Source organism: Streptomyces sp. P9-2B-2, assembly GCF_030406865.1.
In the GTDB taxonomy this organism is placed as follows: Bacteria; Actinomycetota; Actinomycetes; order Streptomycetales; family Streptomycetaceae; genus Streptomyces; species Streptomyces platensis.
Window position 1 is genome coordinate 374,695 of record NZ_CP129126.1, and the last position, 17,838, is coordinate 392,532.

16 protein-coding genes and 2 pseudogenes are annotated in these 17,838 nt (G+C 70.1%); 14 read left to right on the top strand and 4 right to left on the bottom strand.

Annotated features, from left to right (window positions below; translation table 11 throughout):
- Window positions 1–49: 49 nt before the first annotated feature.
- Together QT196_RS01770 and QT196_RS01775 are read left to right on the top strand one after the other, a co-directional pair.
- A pseudogene (locus tag QT196_RS01770) lies at window positions 50–381 on the top strand (PspA/IM30 family protein); the annotation flags it as partial.
- Complete coding sequence (locus QT196_RS01775; RefSeq protein ID WP_168476924.1) at window positions 378–656, top strand: hypothetical protein; 279 nt, start codon at window positions 378–380, stop codon at window positions 654–656. The pseudogene QT196_RS01770 and the gene QT196_RS01775, both read left to right, overlap by 4 nt.
- Window positions 657–683: 27 nt before the next feature.
- Here the strand turns inward: QT196_RS01775 and QT196_RS01780 are convergent, their stop codons facing one another.
- The 3 genes from QT196_RS01780 to QT196_RS01790 all read right to left on the bottom strand — a co-directional run bounded on the left by QT196_RS01780 (window position 684) and on the right by QT196_RS01790 (window position 2,066).
- Window positions 684–1,070: a DUF302 domain-containing protein gene (locus tag QT196_RS01780; protein WP_168476926.1), complete on the bottom strand. Its 387-nt coding sequence runs from the start codon at window positions 1,068–1,070 to the stop codon at window positions 684–686.
- 112 nt (window positions 1,071–1,182) lie between these two features.
- Window positions 1,183–1,638 (bottom strand): sulfocyanin-like copper-binding protein, encoded by a 456-nt coding sequence (locus QT196_RS01785; protein ID WP_290354171.1) that lies wholly within the window; start codon window positions 1,636–1,638, stop codon window positions 1,183–1,185.
- A gap of 149 nt (window positions 1,639–1,787) precedes the next feature.
- On the bottom strand, window positions 1,788–2,066 hold the full coding sequence (locus QT196_RS01790; protein WP_290354172.1) for a hypothetical protein: 279 nt from the start codon (window positions 2,064–2,066) through the stop codon (window positions 1,788–1,790).
- 307 nt (window positions 2,067–2,373) lie between these two features.
- Here QT196_RS01790 and QT196_RS01795 point away from each other — a divergent pair.
- From QT196_RS01795 to QT196_RS01850, 11 genes and pseudogenes are all read left to right on the top strand, one after another.
- Window positions 2,374–3,079: pseudogene (locus QT196_RS01795) on the top strand (response regulator transcription factor).
- Window positions 3,076–4,497, top strand: a complete 1,422-nt coding sequence (locus tag QT196_RS39325; protein WP_323139165.1) for a helix-turn-helix domain-containing protein — start codon at window positions 3,076–3,078, stop codon at window positions 4,495–4,497. The pseudogene QT196_RS01795 and the gene QT196_RS39325 overlap by 4 nt, the downstream one beginning before the upstream one ends.
- A gap of 10 nt (window positions 4,498–4,507) precedes the next feature.
- Window positions 4,508–4,975, top strand: a complete 468-nt coding sequence (locus QT196_RS01810; RefSeq protein ID WP_266735664.1) for a potassium-transporting ATPase subunit C — start codon at window positions 4,508–4,510, stop codon at window positions 4,973–4,975.
- 97 nt (window positions 4,976–5,072) lie between these two features.
- Window positions 5,073–7,610, top strand: a complete 2,538-nt coding sequence (locus QT196_RS01815; protein WP_290354173.1) for an ATP-binding protein — start codon at window positions 5,073–5,075, stop codon at window positions 7,608–7,610.
- Window positions 7,611–7,632: 22 nt separating this feature from the next.
- Window positions 7,633–8,058 carry a DUF3592 domain-containing protein gene (locus QT196_RS01820; protein WP_211117269.1) on the top strand — a complete coding sequence of 142 codons (426 nt, stop codon included), beginning with the start codon at window positions 7,633–7,635 and terminating at the stop codon, window positions 8,056–8,058.
- A gap of 389 nt (window positions 8,059–8,447) precedes the next feature.
- Window positions 8,448–9,257: an SDR family NAD(P)-dependent oxidoreductase gene (locus QT196_RS01825; protein WP_168476933.1), complete on the top strand. Its 810-nt coding sequence runs from the start codon at window positions 8,448–8,450 to the stop codon at window positions 9,255–9,257.
- Between the two features lie 207 nt (window positions 9,258–9,464).
- Window positions 9,465–10,241 carry a GNAT family N-acetyltransferase gene (locus QT196_RS01830; RefSeq protein WP_168476935.1) on the top strand — a complete coding sequence of 259 codons (777 nt, stop codon included), beginning with the start codon at window positions 9,465–9,467 and terminating at the stop codon, window positions 10,239–10,241.
- Window positions 10,242–10,266: 25 nt separating this feature from the next.
- Window positions 10,267–10,641, top strand: coding sequence for a hypothetical protein (locus QT196_RS01835; protein WP_290354174.1), 375 nt, complete (start codon window positions 10,267–10,269; stop codon window positions 10,639–10,641).
- A gap of 199 nt (window positions 10,642–10,840) precedes the next feature.
- The gene (locus QT196_RS01840; RefSeq protein ID WP_168476939.1) at window positions 10,841–12,811 is read left to right on the top strand and encodes an APC family permease; all 1,971 of its coding nucleotides are present in this window, start codon (window positions 10,841–10,843) and stop codon (window positions 12,809–12,811) included.
- A gap of 113 nt (window positions 12,812–12,924) precedes the next feature.
- The gene (locus QT196_RS01845; protein WP_168476941.1) at window positions 12,925–13,470 is read left to right on the top strand and encodes a hypothetical protein; all 546 of its coding nucleotides are present in this window, start codon (window positions 12,925–12,927) and stop codon (window positions 13,468–13,470) included.
- 310 nt (window positions 13,471–13,780) lie between these two features.
- Window positions 13,781–15,349: a Na+/H+ antiporter gene (locus QT196_RS01850; RefSeq protein ID WP_290354175.1), complete on the top strand. Its 1,569-nt coding sequence runs from the start codon at window positions 13,781–13,783 to the stop codon at window positions 15,347–15,349.
- A gap of 37 nt (window positions 15,350–15,386) precedes the next feature.
- Here QT196_RS01850 and QT196_RS01855 read toward each other — a convergent pair whose 3' ends face one another.
- The gene (locus QT196_RS01855) at window positions 15,387–15,506 is read right to left on the bottom strand and encodes a K(+)-transporting ATPase subunit F (protein ID WP_211117270.1); all 120 of its coding nucleotides are present in this window, start codon (window positions 15,504–15,506) and stop codon (window positions 15,387–15,389) included.
- A 306-nt stretch (window positions 15,507–15,812) separates the two neighbouring features.
- Between QT196_RS01855 and QT196_RS01860 the strand changes: the two genes are divergently transcribed.
- Window positions 15,813–17,714: an APC family permease gene (locus tag QT196_RS01860; RefSeq protein WP_290354176.1), complete on the top strand. Its 1,902-nt coding sequence runs from the start codon at window positions 15,813–15,815 to the stop codon at window positions 17,712–17,714.
- The last annotated feature ends 124 nt before the right edge of the window (window positions 17,715–17,838 follow it).

The window sequence follows — 17,838 nt, forward strand, 5'->3', positions numbered from 1 at the left end:
CGAGCAGCCCCTGCCAGGTAGGGGCTGCTCGGCTCGGATGGCATGGTCTGCACAGACCCACATCACCGAGGCCGTCACTGTCACCGAGGAGATGGGCGATGTCGGCCTTGCCATACAGCGTGCCGAGGACAAGACCGAGCAGATGCAGGCCCGCGCCGGTGCGCTGGACGAGCTGATCGCCTCCGGCGCGCTGGAGAGGACGCCACCCTCCCGGCCAGCCGCGACGACATCCAGGCCGAACTCGAAGCCGCCACAACGGGCCAGGACGTCGAGGCCGAGCTTGCCAGGATGAAGGCACAACTCCCGGCGTCCGCCACCCCGCCCGCCGTGGAGGGCGCCGACGTAGCGCAGAAACCGCCGGGCCAGGAGGCCACATCATGATCATGTGGATCCTCGGCGACGGCCAGTACGAGGTCGCCGACGAGCACCTCTGCCGACGCAACGAGCTGGACTCCCCTTTGCGGTCGGCCGCCGACGCAGGCGACCAAGCGGCCTTCACCACCGCCCTGTCGGCCCTGCTCAACGCCGTACGCAGCCTCGGTACCCCACTGCCCGACGAGGTGATCAAGCCCTCCAACCTGGTGTTGCCCGGCCTGGACACCAGTCTGCGGCAGGTGCGCGAACTGCTCTCCGACGAGGGCCTCATCCCGGGGTGACGGCCATGCGCAACCATCGGTGATCCGTCAGGTGAGGACGGCCAGGGCGGCGTCGAGGCGACGAGTGGCTTCGTCCGCGACGGGTTCGAGCGCGGGAAGACCAGTGAGGGTGACCATAGCGGCCGGATCGAGGGCCTGGACCACGGTGGCAGCGCCGTCCGCGCGAATCACGACGTTGCAGGGCAGCAGCAGGCCGACAGTACGGTCGACTTCCAGGGCTTGGTGGGCCAACGACGGGTTGCAGGCTCCGAGGATCACGTAATCCTCCATCTCATGGCCGAGCTTGGCCTTGAGGGTGGCCGTAACGTCGATCTCGGTGAGCACACCGAAGCCCTGCTCGGCGAGGGCACCGCGGACAGCGGTCACGGTGCCGGCGAAATCCCGGTTGAGGCGAACGGTCCGGCCGTAGCTCATGGAAGCGCTCCTGCCTTTTCTACGGCCGCTCGGCCCGCCAACTCGCAGCAGGTGGCGGCAACACATGTGCTGGACGCATGCCTTCAGCTTGTGGCCAGGTCTCGTGTCGCACTCACCGTGTGACGTCCAACTCGGCGTACATACCCGCCAGGTAGTGACCGGGGAAGTTACACACCAGCTCGTAGCGTCCGGGCGGCAACGTCACCGTCGTCCAGGCCATCGCACCGGGGGCGATGCCCTCCCCCGCACCCTCACCGCAGCTGCGCGAAGCCTCCCCCAGGGTGCCCCCCTCCTCCACACGCCCATCACCATCAGTGGGGCGTTCCCCCGCCGCTTGCCCCGTCGGCAGAGGCAGTACGACCACCTCATGGGGGAGGGTGCCCGCATTGGCCACTTGCAGCGACACCACGCCCGCCGGAACACTGCTCGGAGTGGCGCGCAGCGACATCATGCCCATGCCGTGTCCACCAGGACCGCCGTTCGGGACGCGTCCGTTGGGGCGGCTCACCATGCCCGGCCCCATGTCCCCCACGGTCACCTCCACCGCATGGCCCTTCAGCGCAGGCACACTGCACTGCACTCCCGCCCCTCGCCAGGTTGCCGGCCCACCGCCGCGGAAGCCGCCGCCGGCAGCGAGCAGCAAGGTGGTCGCGATACCCAGCACCAACACGGCAACCGCCCCCACGGCCAGCCACAACCCACGCGGCCGGTTCGTCCTCACCGGTGCTCCCGCAGCAGCGTGATCCGGCGTTTGTACTCGTCCTCGTCGATCTCCCCACGGGCGAACCGCTCAGCGAGCAGATCCTCGGCCCGCCTGCTTACGCCCCCGGCCTCATTGGAGGGGGTAGGCGGGCCGCCCGGGTGGCCGTGATGGCCGCTTGTGAGGTAGCGGACCAGCGCCACGACACCGGCAATGACCAACGCCCAGAACAGCACCATGACTATGGCCATGATGAACCAGCCGCCCCAGCCCCAGCCGCCGTCGTACCACATCATGTCGATCGCCTTCCCTCAGCCGGTGGGCAGGCATGTGCTACCTCCAGGATGCGTCAGGTGCGGCAAACGTGGGGAAGGGGAACCTTGGCCCCTCTGAGGGACCGAAGGTCCCCGGAGTCCGGATGACCGCGGCCTGGAACCGTCGGCGATGCTGCTGAACGGCGCCTGCCCGTCGCGCTGGAGTTCCTGAACGAGCCGCGGGCGGATCTGTCAAGGCAGCCGGAATCCACCGCGAGGCCGGCCGACGACGCAGACTGGATGAGGGGCGGGCGCAGTCGATCTCACGGTCCGAAAGCGGGTCAGGCACATGAACGGGCAGGTCACGGGCTCGACCGAGGAAACGCGACGGGTGCTGGTCGTGGAGGACGATCGCAGTATCGCGGAATCCTTGGTTCGTGGTCTGCGGCAGGCCGGGTACGCGGTCGAGGGCGTCCGTAGCGGCCGGGCCGCCCTGGCCGCCGCGTCCCCCGATGTGGTGCTGCTCGATCTGGGTCTGCCCGACATCGACGGGGTCGAGGTGTGCCGGAGGCTTCGCGCTCGGTCGGATGCCGCGATCATCGCCGTGACTGCGCGCGGTGAAGAGGCAGACCGTGGTCGCCCTGGACGAGGGCGCTGACGACTACCTGGTCAAACCGTTCGGGCTGGCCGAGTTGTTGGCGCGGATCCGGGCCGTACTACGCCGCAGACGCCCCGTCGAACCGGAGATCCTGCGGCACGGGCCGCTGGCGCTCGACCTGCGCACCCGGCAGGTCTCGGTGGACGGCCGGCCGATCGCGCTGACACCGAAGGAGTTCGGCATCCTGGAGTGCCTGGCTGCCGACCCGGGCAGGGTGGTGAGCCGGCAGCAGATCCTGGACCGGGCCTGGGACGCCCATTGGTACGGCCCCACCAAGGTGCTGGACGTGCACATCGCGGCGCTGCGCCGCAAGCTCGGCGTGCCGGGGCTGATCGAGACGGTCTACGGGCACGGTTTCCGGCTCGGGGCGGCCGAACGGTCACGGGAACAGCCGTGACCCGCCGGATCACCTGGACGCTGCTCGCCCTGACCTCCGTGCTGCTGGTGCTGGCGGTCGTGCCGCTGGCCGTGTCGACGACGGCGCGCGAGCGCATCACCTTCCGCGACGATCAGCGGGCGGCCACCCGTGTGATCGCCGCGGCGGCCGAGGAGCACCTCTCCGACCGTAAACCGGCGACCGGCATGCGCCGGGAGCTGGATGCCGCGGCGCGGGCTGGGGACTGCGCCGCCGTGTACGACGCCTCCGCACGCCTGCTGGCGAGCACGCCCTGCACCGCGGCCCAGGGTAGGGAGGCGGAGGAGCTGGTGGAGGACGTGCTGGCCGGGCACGAGCCGGAACCGCCGGAGGACGAGGGCCGGCTGCTCGCCGCGGAACCTGCCGGTGAGGTCCGGCAGCCCGCCGGTGCCGTCGTCCTGGCTCGATCCGCAGCCCCGCTGGATGCTCGTATCGCCACGATCTGGGGCTGGTCCGCGGCGATCGGCGCCGCGGGGCTCGCCGCGTCCGTGGTGCTGTCCGTGCGCCTGGCCCGCTGGGTGAGCGGCCCGCTGTCGGCGTTGGATGCCAGCGCCCGGAAACTGGGCGAAGGTGCCCTGGACGAGCGGGCCAACGTCGACGGCGGACCGCCGGAAGTACGCAGTCTGGCCGCCACGTTCAACACCATGGCGGCCCGCACGGAGGCTCTGGTGCACGGCCATCGGGCCGTGATCGCCGACGTGTCCCATCAGCTCCGCACCCCGCTGGCCGCGCTGCGGCTGCGGCTCGACCTCCTGGCCACCGGGGCCGAGGGCGACACCGACGTGTTCGTGGTCACTACAAGCCCCCCTTGCTATTCCCAACTTTGGGAGCAGTACCAGATGTGGGATCGTCGAGAGGTGGACACTCTTGACCTGCTCCTGCACCCGGTCCGGTTGCGCATCGTGCACTTCATGTCCGGCGGCCAAACGCGCACCACATCCGACTTGTGCGCTCGCCTGCCTGACATCCCCAAGACGACCCTGTATCGGCATGTCGGCCTGCTGGTCGAAGGGGGAGTGCTGGAAGTCGCCGATGAACAGCGCGTCCAGGGGGCTGTCGAGCGCCACTACCAACTGCACCGGGATCGGGCGGCAATCGATTCGGCCGCGGCTGCGTCGATGTCGCCGGACGACCACCGCCGCGGATTCGCCGCGGCCATGGCCGCTCTGCTCGCCGAGTTCAATGCCTATCTCGACCGGGAGGGAGCCGACCCGACCGCCGACTCGGTGGGCTACCGGCAGGGCACCCTCTGGCTCAGTCCCGACGAGCTCGCCGAGATGATCGACGGACTGCGCAACGTCTTCGCGGCATGCGCGGGCAACAAGCCTGCGGCCGGCCGCAACCCCCACCTGGTGAGCGCTATCTTCTTCCCGACCGAGGGCCAGCGCAGCTTGCCGTAGCCGTTCGGGCCTGCGGCCGGTCTCTTCCCGCCTGCTCGGCCAGAAATTCACCCTGCCGAAGAGGAACCCCGAGAATCGGAACGAGGAGTTGCGGCCCAACCCCAAGTGGTGCCAGTCCCGTTCGTCCGCAGGCGGCTACGATCCCCTGGCCTCCGGAGCCTCCGCCCTCGGGCCGAACAGCCCCGAGCTGATCAGGACCGTGCGGGAACCCCGTGCCACCGTGGCGGCGTTCGATGGGGTCCGCCCCTCGTCCGTCCCGGTGGACGCCGTCACCGCCAGCGGCTCCGGACTCGACCCAACGATCTCTCCGGCGTACGCCTACGAACAGGTCAACCGGGTGGCCCGGGCCCGGCACCTCACACCCGGCAGGGTCGAGAGGGTGGTCACCGACCACCTCCAAGCCTGCGTCCTGGGATTCCTGGGTCAGGAAAACGTCAACGTCGTCGCGCTCAACCACGCGCTCGCCGAGCTGATGTGACCATGGATCACCATCTGTGCCGCCCGGCCGCCCGAGGTCTCCCTCGCCGCACCAGGCGACGTGGGACTGTGCAAGACCGGTGAGGGAGGGGCTTTCGGTGGCGCCGAGGGTTGTCGCAGCCGATACGCCAGGCGTACGGCCAGGAAAACTGAAGGTGTTCCTCGGGGCGGCTCCGGGGGTCGGCAAGACCTACCGGATGCTGGACGAGGGGCGTCGCCGCGCTCGCCGCGGCACCGATGTGGTGGTGGCGTACGCGGAGTGCCACAGCCGACCGCTCACCGAGGAAAAGCTCGACGGTCTGGAAATACTTCCCAGGACGCACCGCGCATACCGGGGAAGCACCTTCACCGAGCTGGATCTCGACCGGGTCCTCGCCCGCTGCCCCGAGGTCGCACTCGTCGACGAGCTGGCCCACACCAACATTCCCGGCGGCCGCAACGCCAAGCGGTGGCAGGACATCGAAGGGCTGCTCGCCGCCGGGATCGATGTCGTCACCACCGTCAACGTCCAGCATCTGGAGTCGCTGAACGACGTAGTGGAGAAGATCACCGGCGTCCCGCAGCGGGAAACCGTGCCCGACGAGGTCGTTCGCCGCGCCGACCAGATCGAGCTGGTCGACATGCCCGCCGAGGCGCTGCGCCGGCGCATGGCACACGGCAACATCTACCAGCCGGAGAAAGTCGACGCTGCGCTGGCGCACTACTTCCGCGTCGGCAACCTGACTGCCCTGCGAGAGCTGGCGCTCCTGTGGGTCGCCGGGCGGGTGGACGAGACCCTGCAGAAGTACCGTTCCGAACACGGCATCGGCACGGTGTGGGAGACCCGCGAGCGGGTCGTGGTGGCGCTCACCGGTGGCCCGGAAGGCGAGACGCTGATCCGCCGGGCCGAACGGATCGCGGACCGCTCCTCGGGCGGTGACCTGCTGGCCGTACATGTCGCCCGCAGCGACGGCCTCGCCGACGCCTCCCCCGCCGCGCTGGCGAAACAACGCGAACTGGTCGAGAGCCTGGGCGGCAGCTACCACTCCGTCGTCGGCGACCATGTCCCCACCGCGCTGCTGGAGTTCGCACGTGCCGAGAACGCCACCCAGCTCGTGCTGGGTACGAGCCGCCGCAGCTGGCTGTCCCGTCTGGTGGCGCCGCGCGGGATCGGCGAGGACACCGTCGAGCTCTCCGGCGATATTGACGTCCACATGGTCACCCACGAACGCGCCGGCCGTGGACGTCGGCTGCCCATACCCGGCGGCCGGCGGCTGCCGCACGCGCGCCGCGTCGCGGGACCGCTCGCCGGTCTCGTCCTCCCCCTGCTGCTGACCGCCGTCCTCGCCAACACCCGCGGCACACTCAACCTGACCAGCGAGGCCCTGCTCTTCCTCGTCACCGTCATCGGCGTGGCCTGCCTCGGCGGTGTGGTCTCCGCGCTGCTCGCCTCCCTCACCGCCTCGCTGCTGGTGAACTACTACTTCATCCCGCCGAGCGGGCAGTTCACCGTCACCGAGCCCAACAACGCGCTAGCCCTCGCGGTCTTCGTGGTGGTCGCCGTCACGGTCGCCGCGCTCGTCGACCGCTCGCTACGGCTGGCGCGGCGTGCTGCCAGCGCCACCGCGGAGGCGGAGACCCTCTCCTCCATGGCCGGGAATATCCTCCGCGGTGACCAAGCGGTACCGATCCTCCTGGAACGCACCCGTGAGACCTTCGGCATGGAGTCGGCCGACCTCGTCCCGCGTTCGGACCCGGAGACCGAGGCCGAGGCTGATGGCGACGCTGACGGAGTGGTCAAGGTGCCGGCCGGACCGGATCGCGTGCTCGTCCTCCGTGGGCGCACCCTGCCCGCCTCCGAGCACCGGGTATTGACCGCCTTCGCGGCACACCTCGCCGCCGCCCTCGATCACGCCCGCCTCACGGAGGCCGCCGCCGAGGTCGAACCGGTCAAGGCGGCGGACCGGATGCGTACCGCGCTGCTCGCCGCGGTCAGCCACGACCTGCGTACCCCACTGGCCGCCGGACGGGCCGCCGTCAGTTCACTGCGCAGCACGGATGTGGACTTCTCCGCGGATGAACGGGAGGAGCTGCTGACGACGGCCGACGAGTCGCTCGCCAAGCTCAACCGCCTGGTGGACAACCTGCTCGACATGAGCCGGCTCCGGGCCGGCGCCCTGACGTTGCACCTCCAGCCCACGGCGTTCGCGGACGTCCTTCCCCTGGCACTCGACACCCTCTCCACGGCCTCGGTGCCCATCGAGTCCCAGGGGCTGGCGGAGACCTGCGATGTACTCGCGGACCCGCCGCTGCTGGAACGCGTCCTCGCCAACCTGGTGATCAACGCCGTACGGCACTCCCCCGACGACCAGCGGGTGCTGCTCAGTGCCAGCTCCCTCGGCTCGCGCGTCGAACTGCGGGTCATCGACCGGGGTCCGGGACTGCGTCCGGAAGACCGGGACCGGATCTTCGTGCCCTTCCAACGTCTGGGCGACAACAACAACACCGCCGGCCTGGGACTGGGGCTCGCCCTCTCGCGGGGCCTGGCCGAGGCGATGGGCGGCACCCTCACCCCCGAGGACACGCCCGGAGGCGGGCTGACCATGGTCCTCGCCCTGCGAGCCGCTGCCGCGCAGGAGCCGGCAGGGCATCCGTAGGCCTACCGGAGATCGGAGAGACGTGGACTCAGGCGCCGTTGCCGTGCTGGCGGGGTTTGCGGCATTCGGCGGCCTGCTCGCCGTGCTTGCGGGTGCCTATGGTCTGCGGCAGGCCCGGCGAGTGCGGCGGACCGGCGTACGGGTCGAGGCCCTGGTCAAGCGGCCGCCGGGAAGCGCTTCCGACGAGCCGGTTCAGCCGCGCCCGCTGCTCCAGTTCGCAACGGAAGACAACCGGGTTCTGGAAGTCGCCTGTCCCGTGGCTCCCTCCCGCCAACGCCCGCTCAACCACGGCGATCACGTCCTCGTCCGCTACGACCCCGCCGATCCACGCACCGTCGTCGTCCACGGCCTGGAACGCCGCGGACTGGAGCGCGCGTTCATCATCGCCGAAGCACTCGTCATGCTGCTCGCGCTGGCCCTGGTCGCGTTCGCGGTGGCGATCCGGTGACCAGGGGCATCGCTCCTTTGCCAGGCCCTGGCTCCAGATCCTTGCCATCGGGTCGTCGTGCCATGCGATCTGCACTCGTAATGGGTCGACGACGCAGCTATCAGAGGTCCGTCAAAAGGCGCGAGGAACCCTTGAAGCCGGGTGCGGCGGGGCATTTGATGGGTGATGTGAACAGCGCCTGGCTTCTGCTCGACCGCCCACCTCATCCGGTGGCTCCGTGTCGTGCGCCGCGCTGCCCGGAGACCTCCGCCTCCCGCTGAGACAACTCCCGCATCCCTACGGGACGCCGTGGCCTGACCCGGCGCCCCCTTTGTGTACCTCGGCATACCCCGCAGGCCCGGACGAGCCCGCTCGGTATGCCCGTTCCCCCTACCTACCCGGATTGGATCATGTCCGTCTTCAACCTTTCCTCCCGTACCGTCCTGGTCACCGGCGCCACCTCCGGCATCGGCTACGAGACCGCCCGGCAGCTCGCCGAACGCGGCGCCACCGTCCTCCTGCACGGCCGCACCGCCGAGAACGCCCAGGCCGCCATCGACAAGCTCATCGCCACCGCGGGCATCAACGCCGCCCAACTGTGCGGGTTCGCCGCGGACTTCACACACCTGGAGGAGGTCGAGGCGATGGCCCGGCGCGTCGTCGCCGAGCACCCCCAACTGGACGTCCTGGTCAACAACGCCGGCATGGCCGCCCCCGAGCGGCACACCCTCACCGCCGACGGCAACGAGATCGCCTTCCAGGTCAACTTCCTCGCCCACTACCTGCTGACCTGCCTCCTGGAACCGGCTCTTACCAGCGAGCCGGGCGGCCGCGTCGTCAATGTGTCCTCGTCGCTGCACCGCACCGCCTCCATCCAGTGGAGCGACCCGCACCGCGCCCGCCGCTACTCCCGCCTCGCCGCCTACGCCCAGTCGCAGCTCGCGCTCACCGTCTTCGCCGCCGACCCCCGGGTGACGGCCGTCTCCGTCCACCCGGGCGTCTGCGAGACGGACCTGCTCTCCCTCTACGCGATCAGCGGCGCGTCCGCGGCAGAGGGCGCCGGCCATGTCGTACGCCTCTGTGACCCGGCAGTCGAGATCGTCAACGGCGCCTACTACGACCGCGACCAGCGGGTCGACCCCGCGCCCGCCGCCACCGAGGACCGCACCGTCAAGCGCCTCACCAAACTCGCCGACCAGCTCGTCGGCCACAACGTCTGAAGAACCCAGCCGCCGGAAGACGGACAAGGCGACCTCCCGGCAACGAAAGGCCCGTACGCCGATGTCCAAGCGCTCCCGGAAGAAGAGTGCCCGCCGCAAGAAGAAGGCCAACCACGGCGGCAAGGCCGGACAGCGCTGAACCGCCGGGAGGGGTGCCCCCGGACCGCCCCTCCCGGCCCCGCCCCGTGACCGTCACAAGGAGCCTCCGTGATCGAACTCTCCCTCGACCAAGCCCCCGCGCTCTCCACCTGGTTCACCGCCGGGCCCTCCGTTGCGACAGCGCTGGCCGAACATGCGCAGGTCCCGGGCGCTGGTCACTGGTGGGCCGACCGCCCCGTCGATCCCCGCGCCATCGCCGTGTCCTGCGCCGATCACCTGCTCCTCCGCGGCGAACCCACCGCCCTGGCACCGATCGCGCTCACCCCCTTCGCTGCCCACTACGTCCAGGCCCCCGCCCGCTTCCTGCCCCTGCTGAGCAGCGCCTTCGACCTGCTCGTGCCCTGGGAACGCATGGCGTACGTGTACCGCGTCCCCGTGTCCCCGCCACGCCCGCCGCATGGCGTGACGGTGCGTCGGCTGACATCCGCAGATGCTCCGGCACTGGCCGCCATGGGCCCTGACACGGCGTGGATCCACGCTAGTTGGGGCGGTCCGGCAGGTCTCGCCGCTTCCGGGCACGGCTGGGCGGCCTTCCAGAAGGATCGCGTCCTCGCCGTGGCCTGTACGTACTTCCGAGGCAGCACCTACGAGGACGTCGCCTGCGTGACCGTCCCCGAGCACCGCCGCCAGCGCCTCGCCCTGGCCTGCGTGACCGCCCTGTGCCAGGACATCGCCGCCCGCGGCCACACCCCGAGCTGGACGTGCTCCCGCGACAACCGCCCCAGCCGGCTCGTCGCCTGGACCGCCGGTTTCCGCCTGGCGCACGAGTACGTGCACTACTTCACCGGACAGCCCGCGCGCAGCGTCGCCGGGATCACCGCCTGAACGCCCCTGACAACGAGGAATGGCCATGAAGCCGCACCGTACCCCCCTCGCCTCGGTGAGGATTCTCAACGGCGCCCACGAACTGTCCGTCCACGGCCTGAAACGGCGGGACGACTCGTTCACCCTCCACTACACGATCGCGCCACGCCTGCCGGACGCGGGCGACGACGCCCCCGTACTTTTGGCCCTTGAGGCCATGGACGACGTCGGCAACGAGTACTTCGACTGGGGCGGCGCCTATGGAGCCGCCGGCGACGGCACGCACACCAACGGCAGCATCTCCGCACAGCCCGCCCTGGCGGCGAAGGCATGTGAGATCCGGGTACGGCTCTCCTTCCTCCGCAACGGCGAGGAGCACCCGTGTCATCTCATGCTGCGTACCTCGGCGACCAAGTCCTGAGGCCAAGACCTCCCCCGGAGGGGTTCATGCCGTTGGGTGCTTCGTCGCTCCGCCGTGCCAGTGGCGCACCGGCCGACGCTCCGGGGATACGAGGCCCGCCACGTCGACGAACACTATGTCGAAAACGCCGTGCCTGCGTACCCTGACGTGGCCATCACGCCGATGGCTGGATCTTTTCGCGGTACGACAGGAGCACACGATGGCTGCCTCCGCCCCTGCCGGTTCCTCGTCCGGGGCCGCCGCACGGCATCGCTTGCGGGCGTGGATGCTGGAGGGCCTGACCGATATGGCCAAGCGCCATCCCGGGCCGCACGCCGGGCCGCAGAGCGCCCATCAGGGGCAGCGGTGGTGGCGGGTGATGTGCCTGACCGGTGTGGACTACTTCTCCACCCTCGGCTATCAGCCGGGCATCGCCGCCCTCGCCGCGGGGCTGCTGTCCCCGATCGCCACCATCGTCCTGGTCATCGTCACGCTCGCCGGCGCGCTGCCCGTCTACCGGCGAGTGGCCAAGGAAAGCCCGCACGGCCAGGGCTCGATCGCCATGCTGGAGCGGCTGCTGTCCTTCTGGAAGGGCAAGCTGTTCGTGCTGACCCTGCTGGGCTTCGCCGCCACCGACTTCCTCATCACCATCACCCTGTCGGCAGCCGACGCTTCCACCCACCTCGTGGAGAACCCACACGTCAGCAGCGTTCTGCACGACCAGCAGATGCTCATCACCCTGATCCTGGTCGCGCTGCTCGGTGCGGTGTTCCTCAAGGGCTTCCTGGAAGCGGTCGGCGTAGCGGTCGTCCTCGTTGGCCTCTATCTCGTGCTCAATGTGGCCGTGGTCGTCGTCGGACTGTGGCATGTGGCCACCGCGCCGCATGTCGTCACCGACTGGTCCCAGGCACTGACCGCCGAACACGGCAACGCGCTGGCGATGGTCGGCGTGGCTCTGCTGGTCTTCCCGAAGCTGGCGTTGGGCCTGTCCGGGTTCGAGACGGGCGTGGCGGTCATGCCCCACATCGAGGGCGACCCTGGGGATACCGAGGAGCGCCCGGTGGGACGGATCCGCGGCGCGAAGAAATTGCTGACCACTGCTGCCGTGATCATGAGTGTCTTCCTGATCGTCACCAGTTTCGTGACGACCCTGCTCATCCCGGAGGACGCGTTCAAGCCGGGCGGCGAGGCCAATGGGCGCGCGCTGGCCTATCTCGCGCATGAGTATCTCGGCTCCGCCTTCGGCACGGTCTACGACATCTCCACCATCGCCATCCTCTGGTTCGCCGGCGCCTCGGCCATGGCCGGCCTGCTGAACCTGATGCCGCAGTACCTGCCGCGCTACGGCATGGCGCCCCACTGGGCCCGCGCGGTGCGCCCCATGGTGCTGGTCTTCACCCTCGTCGCGTTCCTGGTCACCTGGATCTTCAACGCCGACGTGGACGCGCAGGGCGGTGCCTACGCCACCGGCGTCCTGGTCCTGATCAGCTCCGCCGCGATCGCCGTGACCATCGCCGCCCGGCGGGCCCGGGAGCGCGGCTGGACGATCGGCTTCGCCGCGATCTCCGTGGTGTTCCTCTACACCACCGTGGCGAACGTCATCGAGCGCCCCGACGGCGTCAAGATCGGTGCCTGCTTCATCGCCGGCATCATCCTGGTCTCATTCCTCTCCCGCCTCGCCCGCGCCTTCGAACTGCGCGTCACCAGCGTCGTGCTCGACGGGATGGCCGAGCGGTTCGTGCGCGACATCGCCCATCGCAAGATCCGGTTCATCGCGAACGAGCCCGACCAGCGCGATCTGGCCGAGTACCGCGACAAGGTCCAGCAGATCCGCACCGACAACGACATTCCGGCCGAGGACGACCTCATCTTCGTCGAGGTCACCGTCGGCGACCCCTCCGAATTCGAGAGCGAGCTGCGGGTACGAGGCGAGGTCCTGCACGGCCGCTACCGCGTGCTCTGCCTGGAGAGCTCCACCGTCTCCAACGCGCTCGCCGCCCTACTGCTGCACGTACGCGACACCACCGGAGCCCTGCCGCACATCTACTTCGAGTGGACCGAAGGCAGCCCCTTCGCCCAGTTCCTCCGCTTCTTCCTCTTCGGCCAGGGCGAAGTCGCCCCCGTCACCCGCGAAGTCCTCCGCGAGGCCGAACCCGACCGCACCCGCCGCCCCCGCGTCCACGTCGGCTGAACGGACTGCCGTGGCGGCTCCCGTGTTACGAGCACGCTAAAGATGAGCGACACGACATCAGGGGGACGTCAGAAGAGCAGGCGCCCCCGCACTTCCTGCCTAGTGTCGGCGCTATGGGACGGCGAACCGCTCCCGCCGCAGTGGTACACGCCGCGCGGCCGGACACAGCCGTCGACCGCCACTGGCATGCGGATGCGCGGCGCGCCCTGCATTGCTCCCTGGCGTTCGCCGGACTGCTCGTGCTGCTCGACTGGGGCGCTGGCGGGCTCACGCTGCCCCGCGCGGGGCTCTGGTTCCTGCTCGGGATCCTGGTCCTCGCGGTCCTCCTGCCGTCGCGGGTGACCGCAGGCGACGGGTGGCTGGCAGTGCAGGGCCTCATGGGTGTGCGCCGGGTGCGTACCGACGCGCTGGTCTCGGTGCGGCGGTACGGGGGCATCGCCGCGCACCTCGTCCTGCGAGATGCACACGGCCGGTGGCTGGAACTGGACCTGCACGTCCTGGAAGCCAATCCGCTCATCTGGCACCTGCTCGACGCCGGCGCCCGGCGCTCGCTGGAGCGCGGCGCGCTGCGCCACGGGACGCAAGTCCTGGCGGAGTTGGCGGACCGGATCGACGGGCAGGAAGCGCGCGCGGTCCTCAAGGCTTCCGGGCTGCTGTAAGCACCGCGCTGCCGTAGGGCTGATCGGGGCGGCCCCGGAGCGGGGCGCGGCAGTCACGGCCCGCACCGCCTGTGCCGAGCCGAGCCAGGCACCAGCATCCGATGAGTCCCGCGTCGGACGGCGAGGGCGGCTGGCCGTATGAGCCGTAGCAGGGCCCGAGACCGCGGACCGAAATCCCGAGTCGGCGTCGGTCTCAAGGCGTTAGAGCTATGGCAGTAACCCGACAACACCCGGTAGGTTTCCTTGCGGAGTGCCGGGAAGTCTGGTCGGCGGCGGTTCAGCTATTGCCGAAGCCATCGAGAGAGAGCCTGTGACCGACCTTACTGCCCTCCTCCTTCTTGTCGTGTTCGCCACCTTGGTGGCCACGGGCGCCCGCCACTGGCGCATTCCCGCTCCCTCGTTGCTCGTCGTCGGGGGCGTACTCATCGGGTTACTGCCCTGGATTCCGGACGTCCAGGTGACTCCCGAGGTGATCAGCGTCGTCGTGCTGCCGCCGCTGCTCTACGCGTCGGCCGAGGAGATCCCCTGGCGCGAACTGCGCGTCGTGTGGCGGCCGGTGACCGTCCTCGCCTTCGGCCTGGTGCTGGCCACCGCGGCAGCCGTGGGCGCGGTGGCGTCCGCGGTCACCCCGCTCAGCACCACGATGGCGTTCGTCCTGGGCGCGGTGCTGGCCAGCACCGACCCGGTAGCAGTGACCGCCCTCGGACGCAAGATCGCGCTGCCGCCACGCATCCAGGTGCTCGTCCAGTCCGAGAGCCTCTTCAACGACGCCACCAGCCTGGTCCTCTTCAAGGTCGCGGTGGGCACCGCCATAGCTGCTCATGCGGCCTCCCTGCCGGCGGCCGGCGGTCAGTTCCTGGTGCTGGGCGGGGGCGGGGCGCTGGTCGGTGGCGGCGTCGCGGGGGTCGTGGCGCTGATCCGACGGCGGACCGAGGACCCGATCCTGGAGACGGTGATCGCCCTGGTCACGCCGTACGCCGCTTACATCCTCGCCGAGGACCTGCACACCTCCGGCGTCACCGCGGTCGTGGTCGCGGGGGTCGTGCTCGGCAGCACCGGCCACAAGCTCACCAACGCCACCATCCGGCTCCAGGTGCACGCCGTCTACGGCACGGTCGTCTTCCTTCTGGAGAGCGTCATCTTCGCCCTCATCGGCTTGGAACTGCCCTCTCTCGTACGTCAGTTGACTGCGGACGAGCAGGGCTGGCCGCTCGGTGTCCTCGCGGTGGCCGCCACCGTGATCACCGTACGGCTCCTCGGGGTCCTCCCGCTCTCCGCCATCATGCAGCGCCGCCGCGGCAACGGCGCGGTGACCTGGCGGGTCCCCGCGGTGGTCTCCTGGGCCGGCACCCGTGGCGTGATGCCGCTGGCGGCCGCCCTGTCCATCCCTTTGGCTGCCGACGACGGCAGTCCGCTGCCGCACCGCCCGCTGATCCTGGTCCTCACCACCGGTGTCGTCGTCTTCACCCTCGTCCTGCAGGGCTTCACGCTGGCTCCGGTCGTCCGCTGGTCCAAGATCGCATTGGAACCGGAGCACACCGCCCGCGAAGAGGCCCGCGCCCGCGCGGGTCTTGCCAGGGCCGGACTGGACTGCCTGGACGAACTCGAAGCCGTCGAGGCCGCACCCGCCACCGTCATCAGCCAGCTGCGCCGCGGCCTGCTGGCCCGGCTCGACCAGGCCGACGCCGACCAGGACGACGACACCGCCCCGGCCTCCTCGGTCTCCGCCACCGACTACCGCGAACTACGCCGCACTGTCATAGCCGCCGAAACCGCAAAGCTCCAGCGCCTGTACGTGGACAACCACATCAGCGACCTCACCCGACGCAGGCTGCAACGCGGACTGGACCTCGAAGAGGCCGGACTCGGCGAGGAATGACCCGTAACCCATCCCGGATATCTGGGGCCCGGAAGCCTCAGAATCGGTCCGGGAACTTGACGACGAGCACAAGAAGCCCGACCACCGAGGCCGCCACCAGCAGGCCCACAACGCGCTCCACGGTCACGACACCACCACCGCTCTCAAGTCTCGACACATCAGGGACCTCCTCGATGTCTGCCCAACCCCGGCCTGCTCCACCGTGTCGGTTGCCGTGGTGACGGACGAATGCCGCGGCCAGTCCCTAACGGGATCCGAACGCCGCGTCACCCGGCTGGACGAAGACTCGGTGAAATCGGTGCCGAGAAGGCCCACCGAGAGCGAGGTGAACGGCCTGGGGGCCATGGGCGTCAAGGTCGCGCCAACATCCGGGCAGCACACGTATGAGTTGCGGTAATGCCGCCCGAACTGCGGAGGAGGTGTTCCGACCCTGGGAACCCCACGTACGGAGGTGTGAGCCACGATGTCCATGGCCCAAGGAGAGCAGGCGGTGTCCGCTGCCGGGAGTGCGGCGGTCGAGGAGCCGCCGGATACCGGCACGCAGGCCGCATCCGGCCGGACCGCCGCCGGTGCCGAGCCGGCCGACCGGCACCGGCTGACCGCGCTGCAGGGCCTGGCCGCGCTTTCCCTGGACGCGATGGCGTCCATTGCCTATGGCCCCGAGGCGATCGTCCTCGTGCTGGCCGCCGCCGGGGCCCGCGGCCTGGGCTTCACGCTGCCGGTCACTCTGGCCATCGCCGGTCTGCTGGCGGTCCTGGTCGCCTCGTACCGGCAGGTGATCGCGGCCTTTCCCAATGGGGGCGGCTCGTACGCGGTTGCCAAATCTCATCTGGGCCGGCGTACCAGCCTGGTAGCCGCGGCCTCGCTGGTCCTCGACTACGTCTTGAACGTGGCCGTCTCCATCACCGCCGGCGTCGCCGCCCTCACCTCCGCCTTCCCCGCGCTCTACGGCGAGCGGGTGTGGCTGTGCCTGGCCGTGCTGATCCTGGTGACCGCCATCAATCTGCGCGGGGTCGTCGACTCGGCGAAGGCGTTCCTCGTACCCACCATGCTGTTCGTGGGCGCGATCCTGGCACTGATCATCGTCGGCCTGTTCCGCGACGCCCCCGTCAGCACCGCGTCGGCCGCCGGGCACGCCTCCGCACTCAGCGACAACGCCACCACCGTTGGCGCGCTCCTGCTGTTGAAGGCCTTCGCCTCCGGCTGCTCCGCGCTGACCGGAGTCGAGGCGGTCGCCAACGCGGTGCCGTCGTTCCGCACCCCTGCCGTGCGGCGGGCCCAGCACACCGAGGTCGCCCTCGGCGCCCTGCTGGGCGTCATGCTGATCGGGCTGTCCGTCCTCATCGGACGCTTCCACCTCCAGCCGGTCCACGGCGTGACCGTCCTGGCCCAGCTGGCGGACGCCTCCTTCGGCCACAATGCCGCCTTCTACCTGCTGCAGTTCGCGACCATGGTCCTGCTGGCGCTGGCGGCGAACACCTCCTTCGGCGGCCTGCCGGTGCTGATGAGCCTGCTGGCCCGCGACAACTACCTTCCCCACCTCTTCGCGCTGAAGGCAGACCGGCAAGTCCACCGCCACGGTGTGCTGGCACTCGCCGCTGCCTCCGCCGCCCTGCTCGTCTTCTCCGGCGGCAACACCAACGCCCTGGTGCCGCTTTTCGCGATCGGTGTCTTCGTCGGCTTCACCATCTGCCAGACCGGTATGGTCCGACACTGGTACCGGCAGCGGCCTGCCCACTGGCAGGCCAAGGCCGCCCTCAACGGCCTCGGCGCCCTCCTCACCGGCATCGCCGCCATCGTGGTGACCGGCACCAAACTCACCGGCGGCGCCTGGCTGGTGGTCGTCGCCCTGCCACTGCTCGTCCTCGCATTCGAGGGCGTCCACCGCACGTACGGGCAGATCGGCGAACGCCTGGAACTGGGCCGCATCCCGCAGCCCCCACACCGGGCACGCTCGCTGGTCATCGTCCCCGTTTCCGGCCTGTCCCGGCTCACCAGCCAGGCCCTGACTGCCGCCCGGTCGCTCGGCGACGAAGTACTCGCGGTGACCGTCACCCACAACGACCCGGAGGACCGGCAGGCCGCCGAAACCTTGCGCCGCGACTGGGAGTTGTGGGACCCCGGCGTGGACCTGATCGAGGTGCCCTCCACCACCCGCTCCCTCGGCCGCCCACTGGCCGCCTACATACGGAACCTGCCGCACCACCACGACGCCCAGGTCACCGTCCTCATCCCGGAAGTCGAGCCCGCCCACCTGTGGCAGCGCCTCCTGCAAAACCAGCGCGGCGCCGTGGTCGCCCATGCCGTACGCCGTGACACCGATGCGGTCATCTGTCGGCTGCGCTTCCGCCTCGCGCCCAGCTGACGCTCCGCTGAAGGGCCCATTCCCGGCCACCGCCGCCCGACGCTCCGGTGAATGCTGGGACCCCTGTCCACCCGGGTCCCAGCGTTCGCCGGACCCCGGTGGACAGGGGACAAAGGAGGAAGCC